Source organism: Streptomyces longisporoflavus (genome assembly GCF_014649775.1).
Classification (GTDB): domain Bacteria; phylum Actinomycetota; class Actinomycetes; order Streptomycetales; family Streptomycetaceae; genus Streptomyces; species Streptomyces longisporoflavus.
Genome location: NZ_BMTR01000010.1, coordinates 186,972 through 213,257, shown reverse-complemented (window position 1 = coordinate 213,257; position 26,286 = coordinate 186,972). Strand labels below are relative to the sequence as shown.

The 26,286-nt window shown below is 68.0% G+C and carries 21 protein-coding genes; 7 read left to right on the top strand and 14 right to left on the bottom strand.

Going from position 1 to position 26,286, the window contains the following annotated elements; translation table 11 throughout:
* Positions 1-3 precede the first annotated feature (3 nt).
* The 6 genes from trxB to IE226_RS21750 all read right to left on the bottom strand — a co-directional run bounded on the left by trxB (position 4) and on the right by IE226_RS21750 (position 9,405).
* The gene (trxB, locus tag IE226_RS21775; protein ID WP_190082981.1) at positions 4-963 is read right to left on the bottom strand and encodes a thioredoxin-disulfide reductase; all 960 of its coding nucleotides are present in this window, start codon (positions 961-963) and stop codon (positions 4-6) included.
* A gap of 182 nt (positions 964-1,145) precedes the next feature.
* Complete coding sequence (locus IE226_RS21770; protein WP_190082980.1) at positions 1,146-2,162, bottom strand: RsmA family anti-sigma factor; 1,017 nt, start codon at positions 2,160-2,162, stop codon at positions 1,146-1,148.
* Positions 2,159-2,893 carry an RNA polymerase sigma factor SigM gene (gene sigM, locus IE226_RS21765; RefSeq protein ID WP_268251288.1) on the bottom strand — a complete coding sequence of 245 codons (735 nt, stop codon included), beginning with the start codon at positions 2,891-2,893 and terminating at the stop codon, positions 2,159-2,161. The genes IE226_RS21770 and sigM overlap by 4 nt, the downstream gene beginning before the upstream one ends.
* A 32-nt stretch (positions 2,894-2,925) precedes the next feature.
* Positions 2,926-4,632 carry a protein kinase family protein gene (locus tag IE226_RS21760; RefSeq protein WP_190082979.1) on the bottom strand — a complete coding sequence of 569 codons (1,707 nt, stop codon included), beginning with the start codon at positions 4,630-4,632 and terminating at the stop codon, positions 2,926-2,928.
* Between the two features lie 118 nt (positions 4,633-4,750).
* A complete protein-coding gene (murJ, locus tag IE226_RS21755; protein ID WP_190082978.1) occupies positions 4,751-7,012 on the bottom strand; it encodes a murein biosynthesis integral membrane protein MurJ in 2,262 nt (753 codons plus the stop codon).
* A gap of 47 nt (positions 7,013-7,059) precedes the next feature.
* Entirely contained in the window at positions 7,060-9,405 is a 2,346-nt protein-coding gene (locus tag IE226_RS21750; RefSeq protein ID WP_190083107.1) for a DUF6049 family protein, read from the bottom strand.
* 191 nt (positions 9,406-9,596) lie between these two features.
* Between IE226_RS21750 and IE226_RS21745 the strand changes: the two genes are divergently transcribed.
* Entirely contained in the window at positions 9,597-11,063 is a 1,467-nt protein-coding gene (locus IE226_RS21745; RefSeq protein ID WP_190082977.1) for a CCA tRNA nucleotidyltransferase, read from the top strand.
* A 100-nt stretch (positions 11,064-11,163) separates the two neighbouring features.
* Here the strand turns inward: IE226_RS21745 and IE226_RS21740 are convergent, their stop codons facing one another.
* The 4 genes from IE226_RS21740 to IE226_RS21725 all read right to left on the bottom strand — a co-directional run bounded on the left by IE226_RS21740 (position 11,164) and on the right by IE226_RS21725 (position 14,915).
* Positions 11,164-11,637: an LppU/SCO3897 family protein gene (locus tag IE226_RS21740; RefSeq protein WP_190082976.1), complete on the bottom strand. Its 474-nt coding sequence runs from the start codon at positions 11,635-11,637 to the stop codon at positions 11,164-11,166.
* A gap of 113 nt (positions 11,638-11,750) precedes the next feature.
* Positions 11,751-13,007, bottom strand: coding sequence for an MFS transporter (locus IE226_RS21735; protein ID WP_190082975.1), 1,257 nt, complete (start codon positions 13,005-13,007; stop codon positions 11,751-11,753).
* Positions 13,008-13,086: 79 nt separating this feature from the next.
* Positions 13,087-14,169, bottom strand: coding sequence for an inositol-3-phosphate synthase (locus IE226_RS21730; RefSeq protein ID WP_190082974.1), 1,083 nt, complete (start codon positions 14,167-14,169; stop codon positions 13,087-13,089).
* 59 nt (positions 14,170-14,228) lie between these two features.
* A complete protein-coding gene (locus tag IE226_RS21725; protein ID WP_190082973.1) occupies positions 14,229-14,915 on the bottom strand; it encodes a PadR family transcriptional regulator in 687 nt (228 codons plus the stop codon).
* Between the two features lie 373 nt (positions 14,916-15,288).
* On the opposite strand from IE226_RS21725, the gene IE226_RS21720 reads away from it, so the two are divergent.
* Positions 15,289-18,018 (top strand): transglycosylase domain-containing protein, encoded by a 2,730-nt coding sequence (locus IE226_RS21720; RefSeq protein ID WP_190082972.1) that lies wholly within the window; start codon positions 15,289-15,291, stop codon positions 18,016-18,018.
* A 145-nt stretch (positions 18,019-18,163) separates the two neighbouring features.
* Positions 18,164-19,711 carry a glycosyltransferase family 87 protein gene (locus tag IE226_RS21715; RefSeq protein WP_190082971.1) on the top strand — a complete coding sequence of 516 codons (1,548 nt, stop codon included), beginning with the start codon at positions 18,164-18,166 and terminating at the stop codon, positions 19,709-19,711.
* Between the two features lie 95 nt (positions 19,712-19,806).
* Here IE226_RS21715 and IE226_RS21710 read toward each other — a convergent pair whose 3' ends face one another.
* The 3 genes from IE226_RS21710 to IE226_RS21700 form a co-directional block, all read right to left on the bottom strand.
* Complete coding sequence (locus IE226_RS21710) at positions 19,807-20,838, bottom strand: alanine racemase (RefSeq protein WP_190082970.1); 1,032 nt, start codon at positions 20,836-20,838, stop codon at positions 19,807-19,809.
* A gap of 90 nt (positions 20,839-20,928) precedes the next feature.
* Positions 20,929-22,050: a lipid II:glycine glycyltransferase FemX gene (locus IE226_RS21705; RefSeq protein WP_190082969.1), complete on the bottom strand. Its 1,122-nt coding sequence runs from the start codon at positions 22,048-22,050 to the stop codon at positions 20,929-20,931.
* Positions 22,051-22,196: 146 nt separating this feature from the next.
* Positions 22,197-22,508, bottom strand: coding sequence for a hypothetical protein (locus IE226_RS21700; RefSeq protein WP_190082968.1), 312 nt, complete (start codon positions 22,506-22,508; stop codon positions 22,197-22,199).
* A 277-nt stretch (positions 22,509-22,785) separates the two neighbouring features.
* On the opposite strand from IE226_RS21700, the gene rpsF reads away from it, so the two are divergent.
* From rpsF to rplI, 4 genes are all read left to right on the top strand, one after another.
* Complete coding sequence (gene rpsF, locus IE226_RS21695) at positions 22,786-23,076, top strand: 30S ribosomal protein S6 (protein WP_006604399.1); 291 nt, start codon at positions 22,786-22,788, stop codon at positions 23,074-23,076.
* Positions 23,077-23,156: 80 nt separating this feature from the next.
* Entirely contained in the window at positions 23,157-23,759 is a 603-nt protein-coding gene (locus IE226_RS21690) for a single-stranded DNA-binding protein (protein ID WP_190082967.1), read from the top strand.
* Between the two features lie 57 nt (positions 23,760-23,816).
* Positions 23,817-24,053 (top strand): 30S ribosomal protein S18, encoded by a 237-nt coding sequence (rpsR, locus tag IE226_RS21685; RefSeq protein ID WP_003949403.1) that lies wholly within the window; start codon positions 23,817-23,819, stop codon positions 24,051-24,053.
* An 18-nt stretch (positions 24,054-24,071) separates the two neighbouring features.
* A complete protein-coding gene (gene rplI / locus IE226_RS21680) occupies positions 24,072-24,518 on the top strand; it encodes a 50S ribosomal protein L9 (protein WP_190082966.1) in 447 nt (148 codons plus the stop codon).
* 108 nt (positions 24,519-24,626) lie between these two features.
* On the opposite strand, the gene IE226_RS21675 is transcribed toward rplI, so the two are convergent.
* Positions 24,627-25,964, bottom strand: a complete 1,338-nt coding sequence (locus IE226_RS21675; RefSeq protein WP_190082965.1) for an MATE family efflux transporter — start codon at positions 25,962-25,964, stop codon at positions 24,627-24,629.
* Positions 25,965-26,286: the final 322 nt, after the last annotated feature.

Here is a 26,286-nt window from a genome sequence, read left to right as displayed (position 1 = left end):
ATGTCAGACGGTCGCTGCGGCCGTCTCGCTGTCCACGAGGGCAGCGAGGAACCGCTCGGAGTCGAGGGCGGCGGAGCAGCCGGTGCCGGCCGCCGTGATCGCCTGGCGGTACGTGTGGTCGACGACGTCACCGGCGCCGAAGACACCGGGCACGTTCGTCCGGGTCGAAGGCGCGTCGACCTTCAGGTAGCCCTCGTCGTCCAACGTGAGCTGACCCTTGAAGAGCTCCGTGCGCGGGTCGTGACCGATCGCGATGAAGAGACCGGTGACGGGCAGCTCGGAGGTCTCGCCCGTCTTCAGGTTGCGCAGCGTCAGTCCGGAGAGCTTCTGCTCGCCCTTGATCTCGGCGACCTCGCTGTCCCAGATGAAGCTGATCTTCGGGTCGGCCAGCGCGCGCTCCTGCATCGCCTTGGACGCACGCAGGGTGTCGCGGCGGTGCACGATCGTCACGGACTTCGCGAAGCGCGAGAGGAAGGTCGCTTCTTCCATCGCGGTGTCTCCGCCGCCGATCACGGCGATGTCCTGGTCCTTGAAGAAGAAGCCGTCGCAGGTCGCGCACCAGGAGACGCCGCGGCCGGAGAGTGCGTCCTCGTTCGGCAGGCCGAGCTTGCGGTGCTGGGAGCCCGTCGTCACGATCACGGTCTTCGCACGGTGCACGGTTCCTGCCGTGTCCGTCACAGTCTTGATCTCTCCGGTGAGGTCAACGGAGACCACATCGTCCGGCACCAGCTCGGCGCCGAAGCGCTCGGCCTGCGCCCGCATGTTGTCCATGAGGTCGGGGCCCATGACGCCGTCCTGGAAGCCGGGGAAGTTCTCCACCTCGGTGGTGTTCATCAGCGCACCGCCCGCGGTGACGGCGCCCTCGAACACCAGGGGCTTCAGCGACGCTCGCGCGGTGTAGAGCGCCGCCGTGTAGCCGGCGGGCCCGGAGCCGATGATGATCACGTTACGGACGTCGGTCACGGCTTGATTCCTCGTCTCTGGAGACTGCTGCGTACTGCTGGTGGGTGCCTGTCTCAGGTCTCTCACCCCACCCAACGGATCCTACGGGGCATGCATTCCCGACGTGTCCGAGCGCACGGAAGCATGTCAGGGACGCCAGGATGCCACGCTCAGCCGTGTCTCCCGCCGAGGCGGTGTGAGGGTCAGGGCCGCGCGTACGAGTCCGTCAGCAGCACCTTGCCCGCAGCGGCGGCGGAGGACGCCTTGTCGACGCACGCCGCGTCGATGACGTACGCGGAGACCTTGGTGTTGTCGGAGTCATGGGGCGCCACGACGAGGTAGGCGTCCTTGCCCTTGTAGGTGCCCTCTTCGGCGGCGAGCGGAATCCTGTTGCCGAGGCCGAGCTGGATGCAGTCCGGAACGGTGACCGTGGCCTCACGCTTCGGCACGGTCTTGTCCTTCGGGGACTCCGGGCTGGACCGCACGTCGAAGGACGGCTTGTCGCTGCCGGTATCGGGACCAACGGTGGGTGACTTGGCGAGCAGGTCGGTCACCTGACCCTTGAGCTTGTCTTCGGAGAAGGCACGCGCGGAGTCGCCGTGGTCCGAGGCCGTGTCGTTCTTGCCGCCCGAGTCGCCGCCCATGTTCTGCATCAACAGGGAGCCGATCCCGATGGCGGCCGCCGTGAGGACGGCTCCGAGCACCACGTTGCGCCGGCGCCCATTCCGGAAGCGGCTTCCGCGTCCGGGCCCGGTAGCGGCCCGAGGTCGCCCCGCAGGCCGGTCGGTGGACGGTCCGGAGGCGGGGGCGCGAGAAGAGGAGGGCTCGGAGGGTTCGCGGGGTTCACCGGAAGCGGCCGATGTTTCACGTGAAACACGACCGGCGGTCGCAGGCTCGAGCTTCGAATCCGACTCGATCGTCTCGACGGAACCGGGCTCGACCACCTCGGCGGAGCCGGGCGCGATGGAGTCCAGGAGCGCCTCCGCCGCCAGCGCCGCGTCGATACGTCCGGCGACATCGGCCGGCATCCGCGGCGGCCCCGGCAGCGTGCCGAGGATCCCCCGGATCTCCTCCAGGGAGTCGTACACGTCGGCGCAGAGCTCGCAGCCGTCCAAGTGCTGGCGAACGTCGAGGGTCCGGGACGGGGTCAGCAGCCCTTCGGTGAGGTCGGAGATCTCAGCGACTTCCGGGTGCCCGGCCGAGTCGGTCGTGGTTGTCACGCTCGCCCTCCTCCGCCCTTCACAGCAGCTGAATCGCTTGGTCCCGCATCCCGTGGTCCCGCTGCAGGTGGGACGGATGCCCCCTGCGTCCGGTTCCTTTCCGGGCCCGACTTATTGCCGTCCTTGTCCTCGCCGCTGTCCGAACGCTGCACACGCGCCTCCGTGCGCAGATGGGTGAGCAGCGGCAGCAGTCTCGCTCTGCCGCGTGCGCAGCGGCTCTTCACGGTGCCGGTGGGAACGTCGAGCACTTGGGCGGCTTCGGCCACCGGGTAGCCCTGCATGTCCACCAGAACGAGGGCGGCGCGCTGGTCGTGCGGCAGGGTGCCGAGCGCCTCGAAGAGCTCGCGGTGCAGATCGCCCCGTTCCAGCGGGGCCGCCGCCGACTCGTGCGGTTCGAGGAGCTGCTCGAGCCGTTCGGTGTCGTCGATGGGGGAGGTCTTCCGGGACGCGGCCTTGCGCGCCCGGTCGAGGCAGGCGTTCACGGTGATCCGGTGCAGCCACGTCGTGACCGCCGACTGTCCGCGGAAGGTGTGCGCGGCACGGTAGGCGGATACAAGAGCGTCCTGGACCGCGTCAGCGGCCTCCTCGCGGTCGCCCAGCGTGCGCAGAGCCACGGCCCACAGGCGATCGCGGTGGCGGCGGACGAGCTCGCCGAAGGCGTCCTCGTCCCCTGCCACGTGGCCGGCCAGGAGGTCCTGATCGCTCATCTCGCTGTGCGTGGTGTCATCCACCGTCGAACCCCCTCCCCCGGCGAGCCCTGGCCTCAGCCCGCGAACTTCACGTCCGTGATGGCCTGCTTGTACCCAGCGCCGCTGTACTCATCGCGGGGCGAGCTCGGCACATCGGTGAGCCAGACGAGTACGTACCGCGTCGCGACGGGCTTCTTCGCCTTGATCTTCGCGGTCCTGCCCTCGGTCGTGACGGTCCCGATCTTCTTCATCGAGCTCGGAGGCGTCGACGACGACATCGAGTCCGTGGCGTACAGCTCGATCGTCGTGTGGTCACCGATGTAGCGGAGACCGATCGACGCCGACGACACTTCCTGCTCCTTGCCGAGGTCGTAGACGATGCCGACACCGGGCTTGTAGGGGGCCAGCTTGGGGCCTCCTATGAAGCTGTTGGTCCGCCAGTACGTCGAGCTGTCCCCGTCGTAGGTGTTGGGGACGCCTTGCAGGTCCTGGGCGTCGCCCTTGAGGACGTACTCCTGACCCTTCGCGATGTCGATCGGCTGCGTGGGCTTCGGCTTGTTCTTGTCGCCGCCCTCGGAGGTCTCCGACTTGCCGGGATCCTCGGACTTGCCCCGGTCCATCAGCGCGTCCGCCAGCTGCCAGCTACCGAGGCCCAGGGCCGCGATCAGAAGAGCGGAGACGGTCCACTTGAGGGCCTTGCCGGTACGGCTCTGCAGCGGAGGCGGCGGAGGCGGAATCGGCTGGGTGGCGCCAGGAGGCGTGGTGCGACCGTAGCTGCCCTGTTGATAGGTCGTGCGCTGGTACTCGGGCGGTGCCGTGAACACGGGCTCGGGCGGGCGGATGCGCGGCATCTCACCGATCGCCTTCACCAGCTCCTCCGGCGTCGTGCACGGCGGTTCCTGGCGGGAGGCGGTCGCGCCGTCGTTCACGAGCGCGCGCATGGCGAGCTCGGAGAGGCCCCTGTGCACGCCCGCGCGCACCTGGTCGGGTGCGATGAGGCCGACGCCCTTGGGCAGCCCGGAGAGGCCGTACGCGTCGTCCTCGTACGGCCAGCGCTGGGTCAGCGAGGCGTACAGCAGTGCGCCGATCGCTTCGGTGTCCGTGCGCTGCGGGGTGTCCGAGCTGATGCCGCGAAGCGCCGCGTTCACCGCGAGGCCGCGGATGCGGTACTGGCCGGTAGACGTCCGCAGCACCGCGCTCGGAGTCAGCCGCAGGTGGGCGAGCCCCTCACGATGGGCGGCCGCCATGGCCTGGGAGACCTGGCTGACGAGTTGGTACGCGTCGTGCGCCTCGAGAGGGCCCGCGGCGAGCAGTGCGGTGAGTTCCGTGGCGTCGGGCAGCCACTCGTGCACCACGTAGACGAGGTCGTTCTCCTCGACCGCGTCCAGGACGTGCACAAAACGGGGGTCGCCGAGCAGCGCCGAAGAACGGGCCGCGGCGAGCACCGATCTGGCGCGGGGGTGGTCGGCGGGAAGCAGATGCACGCCGACGGCCCGGCGGAGCTTCTCGTCCACCGCACGCCAGCTGCTGAATCCGTCCAGACGGGTGACGCACTCTTCGAGTCGGTAGCGTCTGGCGAGCTTGTGACCGCTGTGCAGCTCGGGGGGTGATGCCGCCCCCGGGTCTGCGGGCTCGCCAGTCTCCGCCGCGCCTTCTTCTGCCGTTTCCCGCTCCCGGGTCTGGGCCACCCCGTCGGCCGTGGCCTCGTCCGCCTTCGCGGTCAGCGGCTCATCGCCGCTGTTGTCTGCCACGTCGACGGCAGCCGTGCTCCGTTCCGCCACCGTCGTTCCTGCCTCCCCATCCATTGCGCTTCGTCAGACGCCAAAGCCAATTGTGCCCACAGTCTGGCCCTATGCACGACACGCAGTGGCCGGTGATGGTTGTGCGAACCGCAGGATCTCACCGTCCGAGACGGCCGCGGACCATCCCGACCATGGAATTCAGCTCCGCAATCCGCATCTTTCGGGCGGCGACGAAGAAGACGCCCCCGAGGACGACTCCGCCGACCACCAGTGCGATGAGGGAACCCCCTGCGCCGTCCCCCAGAGCCTTGAGAATCCCGTAACCGACGGCTCCGGCGAGGAGGGCGGCCGGGATCGAGGCGCCGATGAGCCTCGTGTACGTACGTGCCACCTGCGCGCCGTCCAGATCGCCGCCCAGCCGCTTGCGCAGCCGACGCCAGGCGACGCCTACACCGACGGCGTAGGCGAGGCCGTAGGACGCGGCCATGCCCACGACGGCCCACCGTGCGGGCAGGACGAAGAAGCAGAGGGCCGACGCCGCGGCGTTGACGGCCGCGACGATGACCGTGTTGTAGAACGGCGTGCGCGTGTCCTCGTAGGCGTAGAAACCCCTGAGGACGACGTACTGGACCGAGTACGGGATCAGGCCGAGGCCGAAGGCCATCAGGGTGTAGCCGATGTTCAGCGCGCCCGAGCCGGAACTGGCGTAGAGCAGCGTCGCCATCGGAACGCCCAGGGCGACGAAGGCGAAGGCGCACGGCACGATCGCCACGGCTGAGGTGCGCAGGCCGTAGGAGATGTCGTCCCGGACAGCTGCGGGGTCTCCGTCGTTGGCGGAACGGGAGATACGGGGCAGTACCGCGGTCATCACCGAGACCGTGATGATGGCCTGCGGCATCTGCCACAACAGCAGCGCGTAGTTGTACGCGGTGATGCCGGTGCCGGGGTGCCCCAGTTCCTCTGCGGTCGCGCCCGCGCTGGTGGCCAGCTGAGTGACGACGACCATGCCGAGCTGGTTGGCGAGAACGAAGAAGAGCGTCCACTTGGCGAGTCGGGCGGCCTTGCCGAGGCCGTGGCCACGCCAGTCGAAGCGGAGCCGGATCTTGAACCCTGCCTCGCGCAGGTACGGGAGCATCGCCAGAGCCTGCACGGCGAGGCCGAGCAGGGTGCCGATACCCAGCAGGCGGGCGCCTTCGGGAGTGATGGTGGTGGCGTCGATGCGAGTGTCGTTGAAGCTGCCGAAGGCCCAGATGAACGCCGCGAACGTGGTGATGACCACGATGTTGTTGAGAACCGGCGTCCACATCATCGCGCCGAAGCGGCCGCGTGCGTTGAGGACCTGGCCGAGCACGATGTGCACGCCCATGAAGAACATCGTCGGGATGCAGAAGCGCGCGAACGTGACCGTGACGTCCATCTTGACGGGATCCGCGGCGATCGTCGGCGACATCATGCGCACAAGCAGCGGCGCGGCCACCACACAGATGACGGTGACACCCGCGAGCAGGACCATGACGAGCGTCAGCAGGCGGTTGGCGTAGCCCTCGCCTCCGTCGTCGTCGTTCTTCATGGCGCGTACGAGCTGCGGGATGAAGACCGCGTTCAGGGCGCCGCCGCCGACGAGGACGTAGATCATCGTCGGAAGGACGTTGGCTACCTGGTACGAGTCGTTGAGAGTGCCGACGCCGATGGCCGCGGCCATGACGAGGGTGCGCGCGAAGCCGGTGATCCTGGATACCAGCGTCCCCGCTGCCATCACCGCGCTCGACTTCAGCAAGCTCGTCGCGCGTCCGCCGCCGCCCGACTTCGGGGGGGCCGGGGCGGGTGCCGGGGGAGCTGCCGGGGCCGGGACCATCGGGGGCTCGGAGGGCTGGTAGCCGCCCTGCTGGGGGTAGCCGCCCTGCTGCTGGTAGCCGTTGCCCTGGGGGTAGCCGTCCTGCTGGTAGCCGCCGTGCTGCTCGTGGTAGCCACTGGGCTGCTGGTCGCGGAAGAGGTGGGCGAAGGCGTCCGGCTCGTGGCGTTCCTCGCCGGAGTGGGTGACCAGGTCGTCGACGCCCACGAACTGCGTCGTACGGGCATCGTCGCCGTACGGGAGGTGCTGGGTCGGGCCTTCGGGTTCGGGGGCCGGGGTCTGGGCCCACACGCGGGGGTCCGGGGCGTGCTGCGGGGAGGGAGGCTGGGCGTAGAGCGGCTGTGGGTCCTGGTAGTAACCGGGAGGCGGCGGGGGGTGCGCGGCGCGGTCGTACAGCGCCTCGGTCACCGGGTCCTGGGCGGTGAGGTCCTGTGCCCGGTAGGGATCCTGGTCGTAGGCGTCCTGGAGGTACAGGTCCGGGGCAGGCTGCGGTGGCACCTGCTCGCCCTCAGGAGGGCCGGCATCGCCGGCCCCCTGGCCACGGTCACCGTCGTACGGCGCGTTCATGGATTACCCCACCTCATCGTCCCCGGGCCCACCGGCCACGACATCGCTCAACGGTCCACTCTCTCACCCGTGTCCGACGGGTCCGCGCTTTCCGGAGCGGTGTCCGGTGTCGGGTCACTCGGCTGCTCGGGGTCGTCCTCACCGGGCTCCGTGCCGGACTCGTCGTCGTCGCCGTCCTCCGGTCCCTCCTCTGCCTGCTGACGGGCGGCCCGCTTGCGCTGGGTGTACATCCGGAATCCCGCGAGCACGAGGAGCAGCACACCGCCCGCGATGACGAGCATCACGGTGAGGGTGATCTCGGTGACCTGCACGTCGAAGCGGACTTCCTCGCCGTACGGCTCGCCGTCCTGGGTGTAGAGCTGGGCATAGACCTCGACCGGGCCGTTGGCATTGGCCGTGGTGGTGAACTTCACCGACTGGGCGTGCCCGCCCGCGACCTTGACCGGCTGCTCCCAGTAGGCCTTGTCGCCGATCTTCAGGCGGGTGGGGTTCGACGACGTCAGGCGCAGAACCAAGTGGTCGACGCCCTGGACGAGGTTGTTCTGCACCGTCACCGGGATCGTCGCGCTGCGCCCGGAGAGCTTCGCGTCCGACTTCGAGATCAGCGCCACCTGGTCGACGAGCGTGCTCAGGTACGTCTCCACGCTCTGGCGGAATGTTCCCGCCTCGCCGGCCCGGCCACGCCAGGACGTCGACATCTCGCGATCTATGGCCCGCCCGAAGGGCGTGATCACGCGGTCGGGCTCGCTGAGGATCGTCTGGAAGCGGTCGAGCTTGTTCTGGGTGTTCTGGATGGACCGGAAGGCCGCCTTCGGCAGCTCCTGCTTGCGCAGCGATGCCGGATACGACCGCGCCGAGGGCACCTGGGTCGAGGCTGCCGGGTCCGGCTTCGCCTTGGCCGCCGCCGACAGACCCTGGGGCTCCGACCAGCGTTCGTCGTCGAGGGCGGTGAGTGCCTTCGCCATCGTCTGGGCCTGGCTGGCGGACGGCATGCGCTGCGGGGCGACGACGATGCTTCGCTGCTTGTCCGGATTCTGCAGCGTGACCATCAGGCTCTGGGAGAGGAACTCCTGCGCGGCGAGCGTGGAGTCCTCGGCCTGCGTCATGTCGCCCTGGAAGGCCGTGGAGAGTCGGGCGTCGGCCACCACGGCCGTGGTGCCGCCGCCGATGGGCCGGGCCGCGTTGGGCGTGTACGGCAGCCCGCTGGACTCACGCAGGCTGTCGCTCCGGGCGATCACCGTGTGGGCGCCCGCGGAGGTGGAGACATCGACGATCGACGGATCGAGGGCGCCGTCCACGGGCCACGCGAAGTCCGACTGCGGCTTGACGTGGAGGATGACCTCCACGGCCTTCGCCCCCACATCGGTGGCGTCCTTGAGCTGGCCCAGTGAGCCGGTCACAGCCCGGCCGTTGTGGGCGAGCGAGGCGAGGTCGGGATCGGCGAAGGGGAGCGCGACGACCTTCTTGTCCTTCACGGTCTGCTCGAGCTTGTTGAGCCACTCCTTGGCGACCGCCTGGTGCTTGCCGGCGGTGGTGCTCTTGCCGTCGGCGGTCTGCACCCGGTAGTTCCGCGTCATGTGGTCGACCGAGGCCAGCAGGTCGGGGTCGATTACCCAGGTGACGTCGAGCTCGCTGCCCCTGGACAGCATCTGCTCGAGGCGACCGCCCGGGGCGAGCTCCTTGGCCAGGTTGTCGTCCGTGAAGACGGGCGTCTGCTGCTCGTCCGAGCCGGTCTCCGCCGTGAGGTGCGAGGTGGAGATGAGCGGCCACAGGAAGGTCGTCCTGGTCTTCGTGTCGGCGGCGTCCGGCTGCCACGGCAGGAAGGTCCGCTGGAAGCCGAGTACCTGGGACCACGGCTGGGCGGTGGTCCGGCCCGTGAGGGAGACACCGAGCTGGTAGACGCCGGCGTCGCCGAGGTCCAGGGCCTTGACCGGTACGGAGATGCTGAAGTCCTGCGGGACGCCGGGAGCGAGCTTGGAGAACTTCTTGACGTACTTGCCGCCGACCTCCGTGCCGTCTGCTCCCGGCTGGTAGCCGGTGCGCTTGGCGGCGGAGTCGATCGCGCTGCGGCCGTTCACGACCGGCCCCAGGCGCAGCCCGACCTCGGCTCCCGACACCGTCTGCTTGCCGTCGTTGGTGACCGTCCCGCGCACAGTGACGGTGTCCCCGTCCGATGGGGCGGCGGGTGTGAGCGCGTTGAGCGCGACGTCCACGGTTCTCGAACCAGTGGCACTCGCCGCCGCGCTCGGTGTCGCGGCGTGCGCCGTCGGCTCCGCCGACAGCTGCAGCATGCCGGTCAGCAATGGGGCCGCAGCCAGCAACGCTGCCGTACGCCGCAGCCACCGGCGGGCAGGTGAGGGACTGGTCCCCGGGAAGTCTGCCGCCTCGGCCACGCGTTGCCCGTCCTCGTCGTCGTCAGTGGTCGTCGGTTGTGCGTCCACGCATGGTAACGAGGTGCGCTGTGGCGAAGTGCCGCGGACTGCTCCACATGATCGGAAGACCTGGCCGGGAGGGGCGCGCGGCGCCGGCGGCCCGCCGAAAACCGGGCGGCCGGCGGCGTCCGGGGCACGTACCCTTTTCTGTTGTGCCGAACGCCAATGAAGAAAATCCCAGCGCACTGAGCCAGGTGCAGCGCCGCGCGGTCAGCGAACTGCTGCGTGTGTCCCCTGTCGCGGACGACCTCGCCCGCCGTTTCCAGGAGGCCGGGTTCTCCCTCGCCCTGGTCGGCGGATCGGTCAGAGACGCGCTCCTTGGCCGGCTCGGCAATGACCTGGACTTCACGACCGACGCCCGCCCCGAGGACGTACTGAAGATCGTCAGGCCGTGGGCGGACTCGGTGTGGGAGGTCGGGATCGCCTTCGGCACGGTCGGGTGCCAGAAGGACGCCCGCGTCGGAGACGCTGACCAGCGCTTTCAGATCGAGGTCACGACCTACCGGTCCGAGGCGTACGACAGGACGTCGCGCAAGCCCGAGGTGTCGTACGGCGACTCCATCGAGGAAGATCTCGTACGCCGTGATTTCACCGTCAACGCGATGGCCGTCGCGCTCCCGGAGAAGGACTTCATCGACCCGCACGGCGGTCTTGAGGACCTGGCGGAGCGTGTCCTGCGCACTCCTGGCACCCCCGAGGAATCCTTCTCGGATGATCCGCTGCGGATGATGCGGGCCGCGCGGTTCGCCGCGCAGCTGGACTTCGAGGTGGCTCCGGACGTCGTCGCCGCGATGAAGGCGATGGCCGAGCGCATCGACATCGTCTCCGCGGAACGCGTCCGCGACGAACTGAACAAGCTGCTCCTCTCGCCGCACCCGGCGAAGGGACTTGCTCTACTTGTCGACACGGGCCTCGCCGACCGCGTGCTGCCCGAGCTTCCGGCTCTGCGTCTGGAGAGTGACGAGCACCATCGCCACAAGGACGTCTACGACCACTCGCTGATCGTCCTTGAGCAGGCGATGGCGCTGGAGGAGGACGGCCCGGACCTGACGCTGCGGCTCGCGGCGCTGCTCCACGACATCGGGAAGCCGCGGACGCGACGCTTCGAGGACGACGGGCGGGTCTCCTTCCACCACCACGAGGTGGTGGGCGCCAAGATGGCCAAGAAGCGCATGACGGAGCTGAAGTATTCGAACGAGCTGGTCAAGGACGTCTCGCGACTGGTGGAGCTGCACCTGCGCTTCCACGGCTACGGGACGGGTGAGTGGACGGACTCCGCCGTGCGCCGTTACGTACGCGACGCGGGCCCCCTCCTCGGTCGGCTGCACAAGCTGACCCGGTCCGACTGCACGACGCGCAACAAGCGCAAGGCCAATGCGCTGTCGCGCGCGTATGACGGCCTTGAGGAGCGCATCGCGCGGCTCCAGGAGCAGGAGGAACTGGACTCGATCCGCCCGGACCTCGACGGCAACGAGATCATGGAGATCCTGGATGTACGGCCGGGTCCGGTGATCGGCCAGGCGTACAAGTTCCTGTTGGAGCTGCGGCTGGAGAACGGGCCAATGGAGCGTGACGCGGCGATCGCGGCCCTCAAGGAGTGGTGGGCCGCGCAGGAGTGAGGCGTGAAACGGTGCGATGTTTCACGTGAAACATCGCACCGGATCCGGATATGCGAAGGGGCGCTGTTTCACGTGAAACAGCGCCCCTTCTGCGTAACCGTTACTTGTTCTTCAGGCAGAGCACCACGTCGTGGCCGCCACCGGTCTGGTAGTAGGAGACCTCGGTCCCCTTGACCGCTTCGCACTTGCTGACGCTGCTCGTGTCGTCGAACTTCTCGATGACCTCGAACTCGGCGTCGCTGGAGGAGCAGTCGGTGTTCTTCAGGTCCGGCTGCGACTGCGTGCCCTTGTTGTGCAGGCAGTCACCGACGGCGGTGGTCTCGGCGTCGCTCTTGCCCAAGTACCACTTGCCGACGGCGATAAGGATGGCGACGACTATGAAGCCACCGATGCGCAGCATGATCTTCTTGCCGCGACCACCACTCGGTGCGGCCGGAGGAGGAACCGGCGCCCCCTGGTTGTACGGCGGGTAAGGCTGCTGCGGCACGGTGGGCTGGCCGGGCTGGCCCGGCTGCCCGGGGTGCGGCTGCACGCCCTGGCCGTACGGATTCTGGCCCTGGGGCGGAGTAGTCACTTGGGGGTCCCCCTCGAACGGAAGCGCAATGGCGCGGATACGACGTCCGTAAGTTATAGGGATGCAGGGACATCTCTGAAGCCCAGAGATGCTCTGTGTCACTGATGTGACACTTACTGCACGCCAAACCTGGCCATAGCGGCAGCAATTGCTGCGTAGATAACGGCCACCGTCACCACCAGCGGCACCGATCGGCCGTCAGGTGGCAGCATCAGCGCCGCCACCCCCGCCGCGCCGACGAACGCGACGTTGAACAGGACGTCGTAAACCGAGAAGATCCGGCCACGGAAGTTGTCGTCCACCGCCGACTGCACCACCGTGTCCGTGGCGATCTTCGCCCCCTGCGTCGTCAGCCCCAGCAGGAACGCGGCGATGAGTAGCGGCGTCGGTGCGAAGGGGAGGGCGAGCGCCGGCACCAGGATCGCCGCGGCGCCCGCGCAGGTGACGATCCAGCCGCCGGCCGTCAGGCGGCTCACCGCCCAGGGAGTCAGCACGGCCGCAGCGAAGAATCCCGCCCCCGAGGCCCCCACGGCGAGCCCGAGCAGGGCCAGCCCGTCGGACTCCGACGACGACCACGCGTACCGGCAGAGCATCAGGACCATGACCGTCAGGGCGCCGTAGCAGAACCGCATGAACGTCATCGCGAGCAGCGCGCGGGCGGCCGGGCGTCTCTGCGACAGATGCCGCACCCCGGCCACCAGATCCCGCGCCGTGCCGGACAAAGCCGCGACGAGGCGAGGCTGCACCACCTCCGGGTCCGGACCCAGCAGCTCACGCGCCATCCGCAGCGAGGCGAGCGCCGCGCACAGATACAGAGCAGCTCCGAGGAGCACCACCGCCGCATCCGAGTCGGGACCCACCAGGCGCACGACGAAGGCGAGACCACCGCCCACGGTGGCGGCCAGCGTCCCCGCAGTCGGTGACAGGGAGTTGGCAAGGACCAGGCGCTCGTCGTCGACCACACGCGGCAGCGCCGCCGAGAGCCCGGCGAGGACGAAACGGTTGACGGCCGTGACACAGAGCGCGGAGGCGTAGAAGAGCCAGTCCGGTACGCCGCTCAGCATCAGCACCGCGGTCCCTGAGGCGAGAGCGGTCCGCAGCAGGTTGCCGTAGAGAAAAACCTGTCGGCGCGGCCAGCGGTCGAGGAGGACGCCGGCGAAGGGGCCGATCAGGGAGTACGGAAGGAGCAGCACCGCCATCGCGGAGGCGATCGCGGCCGGCGAAGTCTGCTTCTCCGGGGAGAAGACGACATACGTGGCGAGGGCCACCTGGTAGACGCCGTCGGCGCCCTGGGAGATCAGCCGGACGGCGAGCAGGCGTCGGAAATCCCGCAGGCGCAGCAGTACGCGCAGGTCACCGACGACAGCCATGGGGCCAACCCTCACTTACGAGGAGGGCCCCCGGGCGGATTGCCCAGGGGCCCTCAACAGCCGTTCGAAGGGACGAGCCTCAGCGCTCGACCTCGCCCTTGATGAACTTCTCGACGTTCTCGTACGCCTCGTCGTCGAAGTACTGCACCGGCGGGGACTTCATGAAGTACGAGGACGCGGAGAGGATCGGGCCGCCGATGCCGCGGTCCTTGGCGATCTTCGCGGCACGCAGGGCGTCGATGATGACACCGGCGGAGTTCGGGGAGTCCCAGACCTCGAGCTTGTACTCGAGGTTCAGCGGGACGTCACCGAAGGCGCGGCCCTCGAGGCGGACGTACGCCCACTTGCGGTCGTCGAGCCACGCGACGTAGTCCGACGGACCGATGTGGACGTTGTTCTCGCCCAGCTCGCGGTCGCGGATCTGCGAGGTGACGGCCTGCGTCTTCGAGATCTTCTTGGACTCGAGGCGGTCGCGCTCCAACATGTTCTTGAAGTCCATGTTGCCGCCGACGTTGAGCTGCATGGTGCGCTCGAGACGGACACCGCGGTCCTCGAACAGCTTCGCCATCACGCGGTGCGTGATGGTGGCGCCGACCTGGGACTTGATGTCGTCACCGACGATCGGGACGCCCGCCTCGGTGAACTTGTCGGCCCACTCCTTGGTACCGGCGATGAAGACCGGAAGGGCGTTGACGAAGGCGACCTTGGCGTCGATGGCGCACTGCGCGTAGAACTTCGCGGCGTCCTCGGAGCCGACCGGCAGGTAGCAGACGAGGACGTCGACCTGCTTGTCCTTGAGGACCTGGACGACGTCGACGGGGGCCTCGGCGGACTCCTCGATGGTCTGGCGGTAGTACTTGCCCAGGCCGTCGTGGGTGTGGCCGCGCTGGACGCTGACGCCCTTGTTCGGCACGTCGCAGATCTTGATGGTGTTGTTCTCGCTGGCGCCGATGGCGTCCGAGAGGTCGAGGCCGACCTTCTTGGCGTCCACGTCGAAAGCGGCGACGAACTCGACGTCACGGACGTGGTAGTCGCCGAACTGGACGTGCATCAGGCCCGGGACCTTGGCGTCCGGGTCTGCGTCCTTGTAGTACTCGACGCCCTGGACCAGCGAGGCGGCGCAGTTGCCCACGCCGACGATGGCTACGCGAACCGAACCCATTCCGGTTGCTCCCTGTGTGATTCGTGTATTCCGGATGAGACCCTGCGGATCGCGGGGTCTCACTTGGCGGTGTCATCGGACGGATCCGGCGGCGGGATGTCGTCCCGCCGCCGGGGCAGGCCGCCCGACTCCCCAGATGTGCTGTCGTGCTGAGCGGAGCTGTCCGGGGCGGACCGTTGCTGGTCCCGTCCCGCTCGCTCGCTCTCGATGAGCTCGTTCAGCCAGCGCACTTCGCGCTCCACGGACTCCATTCCGTGCCGCTGCAGCTCAAGCGTGTAGTCGTCCAGGCGCTCCCGGGTACGGGCCAGGGAAGCGCGCATCTTCTCCAGACGCTCCTCGAGGCGGCTGCGGCGCCCCTCGAGCACCCGCATGCGTACGTCCCGCGATGTCTGCCCGAAGAAGGCGAAGCGGGCGGCGAAGTGTTCGTCCTCGTACGCGTCGGGGCCGGTCTGTGAGAGCAGTTCCTCGAAGTGCTCCTTACCTTCCGCCGTCAGCCGGTAGACGATCTTGGCGCGGCGTCCGGAGAGAGGGGCCGCGAGGGCCTCCTCGGGGTTGCCGCTCGTTTCCTCGATCAACCAGCCGTTGGCGACCAGCGTCTTGAGGCAGGGGTAGAGCGTCCCGTAGCTGAAGGCGCGGAACACTCCCAGCGAAGTATTGAGTCGTTTACGCAGCTCGTAGCCGTGCATCGGGGACTCGCGCAGCAAGCCGAGGACGGCGAACTCGAGGATGCCGGAGCGCCTGCTCATCTTCGCCTCCCGTCTGCCAGCGTCTGTCGACACGGTCTTTATGCCGAGCTGATGTATCGACTCGATACATCGAGACGATAGAACGGCCCGCCTGTTGAGACAAGAGGGGAATCGGTGAACGGCGTCACATCACCGATTCGTAGGAAGTAACTTGCCTGATTTGGGGTGAACTTCTGCGCTAAGAGGGTTTTGACGGTGCGTAGTCTGTGCGCCATGCAGACCGCCGGGAACCAAGTGACACCTGTGGGCGTCGTTGTCCCTGGTGTAGTGCGGATGAGTGCCAGGACGGCCTCATACGTACTTCGGGGGGACCGGAAACCAGCCGCCGTTTCCAGGCGCGGATACCTGCGCCTGCCCGAGGAGTAATCGTTCGATGAGCGAGCACCGTCGCAAACCGCCGCAGCCGCAGGGCGGCGGACGCGCCGCGGCCAGACGCGGCGTCCCAGGCGCGTCGTCGGGTCGTCGCGCGGCACCGCGTGGCGCCACTGGATCGCCCACTTCCTCAACCGGCTCGCACGGATCAGGAGCCCCTGACGACGGGGACCGGTCCTACGGCGGCCGTGCCGAGGCCCGTCGTGCCGCGCAGCGCAGTGGTTCCGTGGGTGCCGGCGGCGGCCGCCGCAGAGCAGCCGACGGGGCCGGTGCCGGGCGCGGCGGCGGTCGGCGAGGCGGCGGCGGCCCGAATGGGCCCGGCCGCGGCCGAGGACGTACGGGCCATGAGCCCCGCAAGAAGCGGTTCGTCGACTACCCGCGCGCGGACAAGGACGGTCTGCGGCGCTGGGTGCCGTCATGGCGTCTGGTCACCGGCCTGTTCGTCGGGCTCCTCGGAAGCCTGATGGCGGTCACGGGGATCGCGTACGCCCTGGTGGGGGTGCCGAAGGTGGACGACGCGGCCACGGCGCAGAACAACGTCTATTACTGGGCCGACGGCAAGCAGATGGTCGCGACCGGTGGTGAGACGAACCGCCAGATCATCGACTATGACGACATTCCCAAGGAGATGCGTACCGCCGTCATCTCGGCCGAGAACAAGACGTTCGAGGACGACAAGGGTGTCGACCCCATGGGCATCGCGCGTGCCGTGGTCAACATGGCCAAGGGCGGAGAGACCCAGGGTGGCTCGACCATCACTCAGCAGTACGTGAAGAACGCGCGCCTGGGTGACCAGTCGCAGACGTTCACGCGTAAGTTCAAAGAGCTCTTCATCTCCATAAAGGTCGGCCGGCAGGTCTCCAAGGAAGAGATCATGGCGGGGTACCTCAACACCGCCTACTACGGCCGCGGGGCGTACGGTATCCAGGCTGCCGCCCGCGCCTACTTCGGCGTGGACGCCAAGGAACTGGACCCCAGCCAGAGCGCTCTCCTGGCGACGGTACTCAAGGGCGCCACGTACTACGACCCCGCGGGATCCGCCGCGGTCGACCCCGCGGCAACCGCGGAGGCCAACACCGAGCGGGCCACGAAGCGGTGGAAGTGGATCCTCGACGAGGAGGTCAAGGACGGCCACCTGACCGCCGAGAGGCGGGCCAAGTACACCAAGTTCCCGAAGCTGCAGAACCCTCGCTCCAACGCTCAGCTGGGCGGGCAGGTCGGATACCTGGTCGACCTGGCCAAGGCGTATGTGATCAACAACAGTGAGGGCCGCATCACGGCCAATGACCTCCAGCAGGGCGGCTACGAGATCCACACGACCTTCGACAGGGCGAAGGTCGAGAAGCTCGAGAAGTCTGTGGCCAAGGTCCGTAAGGCGAACCTCAACCGCAAGCTGCGGCCGGATAAGGACACTCACGTCCAGTTCGGTGGCGCGTCCGTGAATCCCAAGGACGGCGCGATCGAGGCCATCTACGGCGGTGAGGACGCGACCAAGCACTTCACCAACAACGCGGACCAGACCGGTGCGCAGGTCGGTTCGACGTTCAAGCCCTTCGTCCTCGCGGCGGCGTTCAAGGACGGAACGCGCGACCCGGACGGGTTGCCGGACCAGGACGAGGGCCAGCGCACCATCGTCAACCCCAAGAGCCTCTACAGCGGCAAGAACAAGCTCAAGATCCAGAACTATGACGGCAGTATCTGGAAGGACAAGAACGGCAAGGAGTGGCTGCAGACCAACGATGGTGGTGCGGACTACAACCCGCCGACCTATCAGATTGATCTCCGCGAGGCGATGCGGGAGTCGGTCAACTCGGCCTACGTACAGCTGGGCATGGACGTCGGTCTGGACAAGGTGAAGTCGGCGGCCATCGACGCCGGCATCAAGGAGAACAGCCTGGCCTCCTCCAATTACCCGTCCTTCTCGCTCGGTACGTCTTCCCCGAGCGCGATCCGGATGGCCGGTGCGTACTCCACCTTCGCGACCAGCGGCAAGCAGAACGAGCCGTATTCGGTGAAGGAAGTCGAGCACGAGGGCGACACTGTCTACCGGCACGAGACGCAGACCAAGCGGGCCTTCGACGAGGAGGTCGCCGACAACGTCACCGACGTGCTCCGTACCGTCGTCGACAAGGGCACGGGCACCTCGGCCAAGCTGAGCGGTCGCCAGGTCGCGGGCAAGACCGGTACGACCGACGGCAACAAGTCGGCTTGGTTCGTCGGGTACACCCCGCAGCTGTCGACCGCGATCAGCATGTACCGCCTCGACGACAACGAAGGGAACAAGAAGCGGGAGTTCCTGGAGATGTTCGGCACGGGTGGTCAGAAGAAGATCCACGGCGCCTCGTTCCCGGCGGAGATCTGGAAGGACTACATGGAGAAGGCCCTCAAGGGCGAGCCCGTGATGAACTTCCCCGTGCCGCAGGAGATCGGTACGGTCGTGGGTGAGACCCCGCCGCCGGCCCCGAGCCCGACCCCGTCGAAGACCGAGGAGCCGGAGAAGTCGCCTTCGCCGACCCCCTCGGACACCGGGCCCTCCCCGAGTCCTTCAGGGAGCCCCAGCCCCAGCGAGTCCTGCTCCGACTGGGACTGGCAGTGCAACAACAACGGTGGTGCGTCGGAGGGCGGGGACACCGACGGCAGTACAGGCGGGGAGTCGCCACCGGCCACGCCTGATCCGCCGGGCCAGAACGGTGGAGACGACGGAGGCTTCATCCGCGGATCGTCAGGCTGATGGAGTTTCTCCGCGCGGGTGTTTCACGTGAAACGTACGGTTTCACGTGAAACATGCGCCGGGGAATGCCGATGAGGGTTGATGAGGGCCGCCACACCGCACCGGTGTGGCGGCCCTCTCCGTGTTCTCAGGTGCGTACGGCAGGATGTGCGGCATGCCCAGTGCAGAGACGACGCGCACGAGCGTGCACAAGACCACTAGTGCACAACAGCCGGACCCCGTACGTCCGACCAAGGAGGATGAGGTCGCCGCAGCCGGCAGCGAGCTGATCGGTGGTCCCATCGGTCGCAGAGTGCTGTACGCGGCGACGTGGTGGACTCCCGTACGCGTCATTGCGCTCATTGCCATCGGAATGTTCGCGCTCGGCATGGTGCAGAAGCTGCCGTGCTACGACGGCGCCTGGTTCCAGGGCGCGAGCTCGCAGTACACGCATGCCTGTTACTCCGACATCCCGCACCTCTACCAGGGGCGAGGCTTTGCCGACGGGCTCGTGCCCTACTTCGACAAGCTGCCGGGCGACATGGAGTACCTGGAGTACCCGGTGCTCACCGGCGTGTTCATGGAGGTGGCCTCCTGGCTGACGCCGGGCAGCGGCAGCATCCAGCACCAGGAGAAGTTCTACTGGATGGTCAACGCGGGGATGCTCATGGCCTGCACGGCGGTCATCGCCGTCTGTGTCGCCCGCACCCACCGCCGCCGTCCCTGGGACGGCCTGATGGTCGCCCTGGCGCCGGCCTTCGCGTTGACCGCCACCATCAACTGGGATCTGTTCGCCGTCGCTCTCACGGCCGCCGCGATGCTGATGTGGGCCCGCGGGGGGACGCTCTCCGCGGGAGTCCTGCTCGGCCTGGCGACCGCCGCGAAGCTGTACCCGGCGCTGCTCCTGGGGCCGCTGCTCATCCTGTGCTGGCGGGCGGGGCGCTGGCGGGCCTTCTTCACGACAGCGGGGGCCGCGGTCGGCGCCTGGCTGGTGGTGAACCTGCCCGTCATGATCACGCACGACGCGACGGGTTTCCACATCCGCGAGGGCTGGGCGAAGTTCTACACCTTCAGCCAGGAGCGGGGCGTCGACTTCGGCTCGTTCTGGTTGATCCTCTCCCAGCGCATGGACGACCCGCTGTCCACGGACACGGTCAACACCCTGGCGACGGCGCTGATGCTCCTCGCCTGCCTCGGCGTCGGCGCGCTGGGCCTGACAGCGCCGCGCCGTCCGCGCTTCGCGCAACTCGCCTTCCTGGTGGTTGCCGCGTTCATCCTCACCAACAAGGTCTACTCGCCGCAGTACGTCCTGTGGCTGATCCCCCTCGCCGCGCTCGCCCGGCCGCGCTGGCGTGACTTCCTCATCTGGCAGGCGTGCGAGGTCGCGTACTTCCTGGGGATCTGGCTGTACCTCGCGTACACGACGAGCGGAGACGCCCACAAGGGTCTGCCGACCGAGGGCTATCAGCTCGCCATCGCGGTCCACCTGCTGGGGACGCTGTACCTGTGCGCCGTGGTCGTGCGCGACATCCTGATGCCGGAGAGAGACCCCGTACGGCGATCCGGCGACGATGACCCCTCAGGGGGCGTTCTGGACGGTGCGCGGGACGTCTTCGTCCTCGGGCAGGCGGCTCGCCCACCGCGGCACGCGGCACACTCCACCGAGGCCGCACCGGTGCGGTGGGGAGCGACGCCGACCGACGTTTCACCCTGAGCGAACAGGCCGCGAAGGCGGCGAGGGAAGACCGAAGGGCCGGGCGCGACGGTTGTCGCTCCCGGCCCTTCGGCCTGTGTCCGATCCGGCCGCGATCAGCGGTCGACGATGCGGTCGAACTGGGTGGTGGTGTGCCGCAGATGGGCCACCAGCTCCTCGCCCACCTTCGGCTCGGGCGCGTCCGAGGGCACGAAGAGGATGGAGACCTGCATGTGCGGCGGCTCCGCGAACCACCGCTGCTTGCCGCCCCAGACGAACGGCGACAGGTTGCGGTTGACCGTTGCGAGGCCCGCGCGGGCCACGCCCTTGGCGCGCGGCACCATGCCGTGCAGCGCCTTCGGCGCCTCCAGGCCGACGCCGTGCGACGTACCGCCCGCGACGACGACCAGCCATCCGTCGGAGGCGACCTTCTGCTGGCGGTAGCCGAAGCGGTCGCCCTTGGCCACCTGAGTGACGTCCAGGACGGCGCCGCGGTACTCCGTGGCCTCGTGGTCCCCCAGCCACAGATGCGTGCCGATGCGCGCGCGGAAGCGGGTCTGGGGGAACTGCTGCTGCAGGCGGGCGAGTTCATTGGCCTTGAGGTGGCTGACGAACATCGTGTGCAGGGGAAGGCGGGCGGCACGCAGCCGGTCCATCCAGCCGATGACCTCCTCGACGGCGTCCGAGCCGTCGGTGCGGTCCAGCGGCAGGTGGATCGCGAAGCCTTCGAGCCGTACGTCCTCGATGGCCGCGTGCAGCTGTGAGAGCTCCTGCTCGCTCACGCCGTGCCGCTTCATCGAGGACATGACCTCGATGACGACGCGGGCGCCCACGAGGCCGTGTACGCCGTCCAGGGACGACACGGAGCGGATGACGCGGTCGGGCAGCGGCACCGGCTCCTCGCCCCGCCGGAACGGGGTCAGGACCAGCAGATCGCCGCTGAACCAGTCCTTGATCCGGGCGGCTTCGTACGTGGTGCCGACGGCGAGGACGTCGGAGCCGAAGCGGGTCGCTTCCTCCGCGAGGCGCTCATGGCCGAAGCCGTAGCCGTTGCCCTTGCAGACCGGGACGATTCCCGGGAACTGCTCCAGCACGTGCTTGTGGTGTGCCCGCCAGCGCGCGGTGTCGACATAGAGCGTGAGCGCCATGGCCGGATCCCGGAACCTTTCTCGTGGCTGCGGTGTATCAGAGGTATGAAGACTATTTGTGGCTCAGTGAATTGTGCCGGGTCAGCGCGGTCAGCGGCGCGACATGTAAATGTCGAGGGCCTTGTGGAGCAGCTTGTTGAGCGGGAAGTCCCACTCGCCGATGTACTCGACGGCCTCTCCACCCGTTCCCACCTTGAACTGGATCAGACCGAACAGGTGGTCCGTCTCGTCCAGTGAGTCGGAGATACCCCGCAGGTCATAGACGGTGGCGCCGAGCGCGTAGGCGTCCCGGAGCATCCGCCACTGCATCGCGTTCGAGGGCCTGACCTCGCGGCCGATGTTGTCCGACGCGCCGTAGGAGTACCAGACGTGCCCGCCGACGACGAGCATCGTCGCCGCGGACAGGTTCACGCCGTTGTGCCGCGCGAAGTACAGCCGCATGCGGTTGGGGTCCTCGGAGTTGAGGGCCCGCCACATCTGCTGGAAGTAACCCAGCGGACGCGGACGGAACTTGTCGCGGATCGCGGTGATCTCGTAGAGACGCTGCCATTCGGCAAGGTCTTCGTAACCGCCCTGGACGACCTCGACGCCGGCCTTCTCCGCCTTCTTGATATTGCGTCGCCACAGCTGGTTGAAGCCCTTGAGGACCTCGTCCAGGGAGCGATTGGCCAGCGGCACCTGGAAGACATAACGCGGCTGTACGTCACCGAAGCCGGCGCCGCCGTCCTCGCCCTGCTGCCAGCCCATCTTCCGCAGCCGGTCGGAGACCTCGAAGGCACGCGGCTCGATGTGCGAGGCCTCCACGTCCCGCAGACGCTTCACCTCGGGGTTCTGGATGCCCGACTTGATCGCGGGAGCGTCCCAGCGCCGGATGACGACCGGCGGGCCCATCTTCACGGAGAACGCGCCCTGCCGCTTCAGATGCGCGAGCATCGGCTGCAGCCAGTCGTCCAGGTTCGGTGCGTACCAATTGATGACCGGGCCCTCGGGAAGGTAGGCCAGATAGCGCTTCACCTTGGGCAGCTGCCGGTAGAGCACGAGGCCCGCGCCGACGAGTTCGCCGGTCCGGTCGTCGAACCAACCCAGGTTCTCCGAACGCCATTCACTCTTCACATCCGCCCATGCCGGGACCTGGCAATGACTTGCCGACGGCAGGCTCTGGATATACGCCAGATGCTGCTCGCGACTGATGGTCCTCAGGGTCAGACTCATTCGGGGCGCTCCTCGGGCTGGTGTGTCCCCATGGGTACAGGGGCTCCGGCTCTCGCGCCGAAGCCTACTGTGCCCCGAGAGCGCCCCGTCTGGGCGTACGGAACCTACGCCCCCGGCCTATGCCGGGCAGCGGTGTCGAGGGGCGGTTACCAGAGCCCGCCGAAGAGGCCGCCGTGGGCCATGCCCAGGAAGAAGCCGACCGCCGAGGCGCCGAGCCCGAGGATCAGGCCGAAGCGCTCGCGAGTCGTTTCGGAGATGACATGTCCCCACGTACCCGTGGCGATCCCCACCAGGCCGGCCCACGAGCTGAGCAGGTGGAGGTTGTGGAACATCGCCGTGACGAAGGCGACGACACCCAGCACCAGGGTCACGCCGAGCAGCGCGTCCTGCATGGGATGGCCCTTGCCGTCCGTGGCGAAGAGAGAACCAGCGGTGTTCGGTCGCAATGTCTGTGCCATGAGGGCACCTCCTGCGTGAGGCGGCGCATCGTAGCGCCATGCACACCCGATGTGTACAGATTCTCCCCGCCCGCCGCCGGATTTCAACCGGAAGCCCGGGTGCGGGTAGTGTGTACCGTCTGCACCGGTGTCTGCCCATGCCCTGGCAGGGATTCACGATCGGCCCGCTGATCGAGAAGCCCGATTGTCAGTGGCTGCCGATACCGTTGCGTACGCATCACGACCCTCCTGCCACGGAACGACCGTGGCCGCTGAGTCCAAAGGAGGTGGGTTCCACATGCGTCACTACGAAGTGATGGTCATCCTCGACCCCGATCTCGAGGAGCGCGCTGTCTCCCCGTTGATCGAGAACTTCCTCTCCGTCGTCCGTGAGGGCAACGGAAAGGTCGAGAAGGTCGACACCTGGGGCCGTCGTCGTCTCTCGTACGAGATCAAGAAGAAGCCCGAGGGCATCTACTCGGTCATCGACCTGCAGGCCGAGCCTGCGGTCGTCAAGGAGCTCGACCGCCAGATGAACCTGAACGAGTCGGTCCTCCGGACCAAGGTCCTCCGTCCCGAGACCCACTGAGCTTCCCAGCTCAGCGGTACTCGGGATCCGAGTAGCAGCAGCAAAAGCAGCCAGCAGCAAACCCGCCGAGAGGTTCCCCCATGGCAGGCGAGACCGTCATCACGGTCGTCGGCAATCTTGTCGATGACCCCGAGCTGCGCTTCACCCCGTCCGGTGCGGCGGTCGCGAAGTTCCGTGTCGCGTCCACTCCCCGCACCTTCGACCGTCAGACCAACGAGTGGAAGGACGGCGAAAGCCTCTTCCTCACGTGCTCGGTCTGGCGTCAGGCGGCGGAGAACGTCGCGGAGTCGCTTCAGCGAGGCATGCGCGTCGTCGTGCAGGGCCGGTTGAAGCAGCGGTCCTACGAGGACCGTGAGGGCATCAAGCGCACGGTCTACGAGCTGGACGTCGAGGAAGTCGGCGCCAGCCTGAAGAACGCTACGGCCAAGGTCACCAAGACCACCGGTCGAGGTGGCCAGGGCGGCGGCGGATTCGGCGGCGGTGGCGGCGGCCAGCAGGGCGGCGGCAACTGGGGCGGCGGCTCCGGTGGCGGTCAGCCGCAGGGTGGCGGCGGTGCTCCCGCCGACGACCCCTGGGCGACCGGTGCGCCGGCCGGCGGCGGCCAGCAGCAGGGCGGCGGCGGTGGCTGGGGCGGAAGCTCCGGCGGCTCCGGCGGCGGCTACTCGGACGAGCCCCCCTTCTAGGCCTCAGGGCCAGGGGTGGGCCGTTCCCACACTTCTTGATCACACAGGAGAAACACCATGGCGAAGCCGCCTGTGCGCAAGCCTAAGAAGAAGGTCTGCGCATTCTGCAAGGACAAGGTCACGTACGTGGACTACAAGGACACGAACATGCTGCGGAAGTTCATTTCCGACCGCGGCAAGATCCGTGCCCGCCGCGTGACCGGCAACTGCACGCAGCACCAGCGTGACGTCGCCACGGCCGTGAAGAACAGCCGTGAGATGGCGCTGCTGCCCTACACGTCCACCGCGCGATAAGGGAAGGGTGACCGAATAATGAAGATCATCCTCACCCACGAGGTCTCCGGCCTCGGTGCCGCCGGCGAGGTCGTAGACGTCAAGGACGGCTACGCCCGCAACTACCTGATCCCGCGGAACTTTGCGATCCGCTGGACCAAGGGTGGCGAAAAGGACGTCGAGCAGATCCGTCGTGCTCGCAAGATCCACGAGATCGCGACCATCGAGCAGGCCAACGAGGTCAAGGCCAAGCTCGAGGGCGTCAAGGTCCGTCTGGCCGTCCGCTCCGGCGACGCCGGTCGTCTCTTCGGTTCCGTCACCCCGGCTGACGTCGCTTCGGCGATCGAGGCTGCCGGTGGCCCGAAGATCGACAAGCGCCGTGTCGAGCTGGGCTCGCCGATCAAGACGCTGGGCGCCCACGCGACGTCCGTGCGTCTGCACCCCGAGGTTGCCGCTCAGGTCAACATCGAGGTCGTCTCCGCCTAAGCACTTCGCTTGGCAGAGCTGAAACAACCGTTGGGCCGCACCCCTCAGGGGTGCGGCCCAACGTATTTCGCGGCTGCGGCTGTTTCACGTGAAACAGCCGGGTGTGCGTCAGCGAGTGGCGCCGGTGACGATCCAGTTCCCGGAGCGCGTACGTAGCCACAGCGTCAGCATGCGGATCGCCATCATCAGCGTCATCGCTCCCCAGACAGCGGTCAGGCCGCCGCCGAAGACCGGCACAAGGAGTGCCACCGGAGCGAAGACCGCCAGCGTGGCCAGCATCGCCCACGCCAGATAACGGCCGTCGCCCGCTCCCATGAGGACACCGTCGAGTACGAAGACGATGCCGCACACCGGCTGCGCGATGGCCACCACCACGAGCGCGGGCAGGGCGGCGCCCTGAACGACGGAGTCGCCGGTGAAGAGCGGGATGAACAGCGGCCGGGCGAGAACGATCACCGCACCGAGCACGACCCCCGCGCCGATGCCCCACTGCACCATGCGTCGGCAGGCGTCGCGGGCGCCCCGGGCATCGTTCGCACCGAGATAGCGGCCGATGATCGCTTGTCCGGCGATGGCAATGGCGTCGAGGGCGAAGGCCGTCAGATTCCACAGGGACAGGATGATCTGGTGGGCGGCCACGTCGGCGTCACCGAGGCGTGCGGCCACCGCGGTCGCGATCATGAGGATTGCCCGCAGCGAGAGCGTACGGACGAGAAGGGGCGCGCCTGCTTGGGCGCAGGCCCTGATGCCGGCGGCGTCGGGTCGCAGGGAGGCGCCGTGGCGTCTGGCGCCGCGTACGACGACGAAGAGATATACAGCTGCCATCGCGCACTGGGCGATGACGGTGCCCCAGGCGGAACCGGCGATACCCAGGTCGGCGCCGTAGACGAGGCCGACGTTCAGGAGGCCGTTGGCGACGAAGCCGCCGATCGCCACGTAGAGCGGGGTCTTCGTGTCCTGTAGACCGCGCAGCACACCGGTGGCGGCGAGGACGACGAGCATGGCGGGGATGCCGAGCGAGGAGATGCGGAGGTACGTGATCGCGTACGGGGCCGCGGTGTCCGACGCGCCGAAGAGCTCCACGAGCGCGGGGGCGGTGGGAAGGACGACGGCGATGACCGCGGCGCCCAGGAGCAGGGCGAGCCAGATGCCGTCCATGCCCTGGCGGATGGCGGACTGGAGATCTCCGGCGCCCACTCGGCGGGCGACGGCGGCAGTGGTCGCGTAGGCGAGGAAGACGAAGATGCTCACGGCGGTGGTGAGGAGCGCCGAGGCGACGCCGAGACCGGCAAGCTGCGCGGTGCCGAGATGGCCCACGATGGCACTGTCGGCCATCACGAAGAGAGGCTCGGCGACGAGTGCGCCGAAGGCGGGAACGGCGAGGGCGATGATCTCTCGGTCATGCTGTCGCCGAGCGGCCTTGGTCGCCGCGGGAGCCTGTGTCATGGGCACCAATCTAATCTTCCACAGGTAAGAGATGCAACGCTCAAAAGACCCTTACTCATGGCCGAGCGGCGCACACTCGGGAGCGCTGTTCGGCAGGATCTTGGGCCGGTGGGGAAAGTTTTTCTTCTGCACAGCCAGTGGACGGGAAAGACGCAGGTCAGGGTGGGTTTCTCTAGAACGCTGAGTGCTTGTTCACAGGCCTGTCCACCGAGCCGTACACAGGTTTGGCGGAGTTCTCCACAGCAACGCGCCCGTCATCCACACCGCCTGTGGATAACCAGATTGGCTGACGGTGGCCGCGGGCCTACCGTTATGCGGCGCC

What these genes read in the sequence shown, in the direction of transcription:
- murJ (WP_190082978.1), bottom strand. Translation starts at nt 7,012, where the DNA reads ATGAACGCGCCGTACGACGGTGACCGTGGCCAGGGGGCCGGCGATGCC.
- IE226_RS21735 (WP_190082975.1), bottom strand. Translation starts at nt 13,007, where the DNA reads ATGGCTGTCGTCGGTGACCTGCGCGTACTGCTGCGCCTGCGGGATTTC.
- IE226_RS21730 (WP_190082974.1), bottom strand. Translation starts at nt 14,169, where the DNA reads ATGGGTTCGGTTCGCGTAGCCATCGTCGGCGTGGGCAACTGCGCCGCC.
- IE226_RS21725 (WP_190082973.1), bottom strand. Translation starts at nt 14,915, where the DNA reads ATGAGCAGGCGCTCCGGCATCCTCGAGTTCGCCGTCCTCGGCTTGCTG.
- IE226_RS21720 (WP_190082972.1), top strand. Translation starts at nt 15,289, where the DNA reads ATGAGCGAGCACCGTCGCAAACCGCCGCAGCCGCAGGGCGGCGGACGC.
- IE226_RS21715 (WP_190082971.1), top strand. Translation starts at nt 18,164, where the DNA reads ATGTGCGGCATGCCCAGTGCAGAGACGACGCGCACGAGCGTGCACAAG.
- IE226_RS21710 (WP_190082970.1), bottom strand. Translation starts at nt 20,838, where the DNA reads ATGGCGCTCACGCTCTATGTCGACACCGCGCGCTGGCGGGCACACCAC.
- IE226_RS21705 (WP_190082969.1), bottom strand. Translation starts at nt 22,050, where the DNA reads ATGAGTCTGACCCTGAGGACCATCAGTCGCGAGCAGCATCTGGCGTAT.
- IE226_RS21700 (WP_190082968.1), bottom strand. Translation starts at nt 22,508, where the DNA reads ATGGCACAGACATTGCGACCGAACACCGCTGGTTCTCTCTTCGCCACG.
- rpsF (WP_006604399.1), top strand. Translation starts at nt 22,786, where the DNA reads ATGCGTCACTACGAAGTGATGGTCATCCTCGACCCCGATCTCGAGGAG.
- IE226_RS21690 (WP_190082967.1), top strand. Translation starts at nt 23,157, where the DNA reads ATGGCAGGCGAGACCGTCATCACGGTCGTCGGCAATCTTGTCGATGAC.
- rpsR (WP_003949403.1), top strand. Translation starts at nt 23,817, where the DNA reads ATGGCGAAGCCGCCTGTGCGCAAGCCTAAGAAGAAGGTCTGCGCATTC.
- rplI (WP_190082966.1), top strand. Translation starts at nt 24,072, where the DNA reads ATGAAGATCATCCTCACCCACGAGGTCTCCGGCCTCGGTGCCGCCGGC.
- IE226_RS21675 (WP_190082965.1), bottom strand. Translation starts at nt 25,964, where the DNA reads ATGACACAGGCTCCCGCGGCGACCAAGGCCGCTCGGCGACAGCATGAC.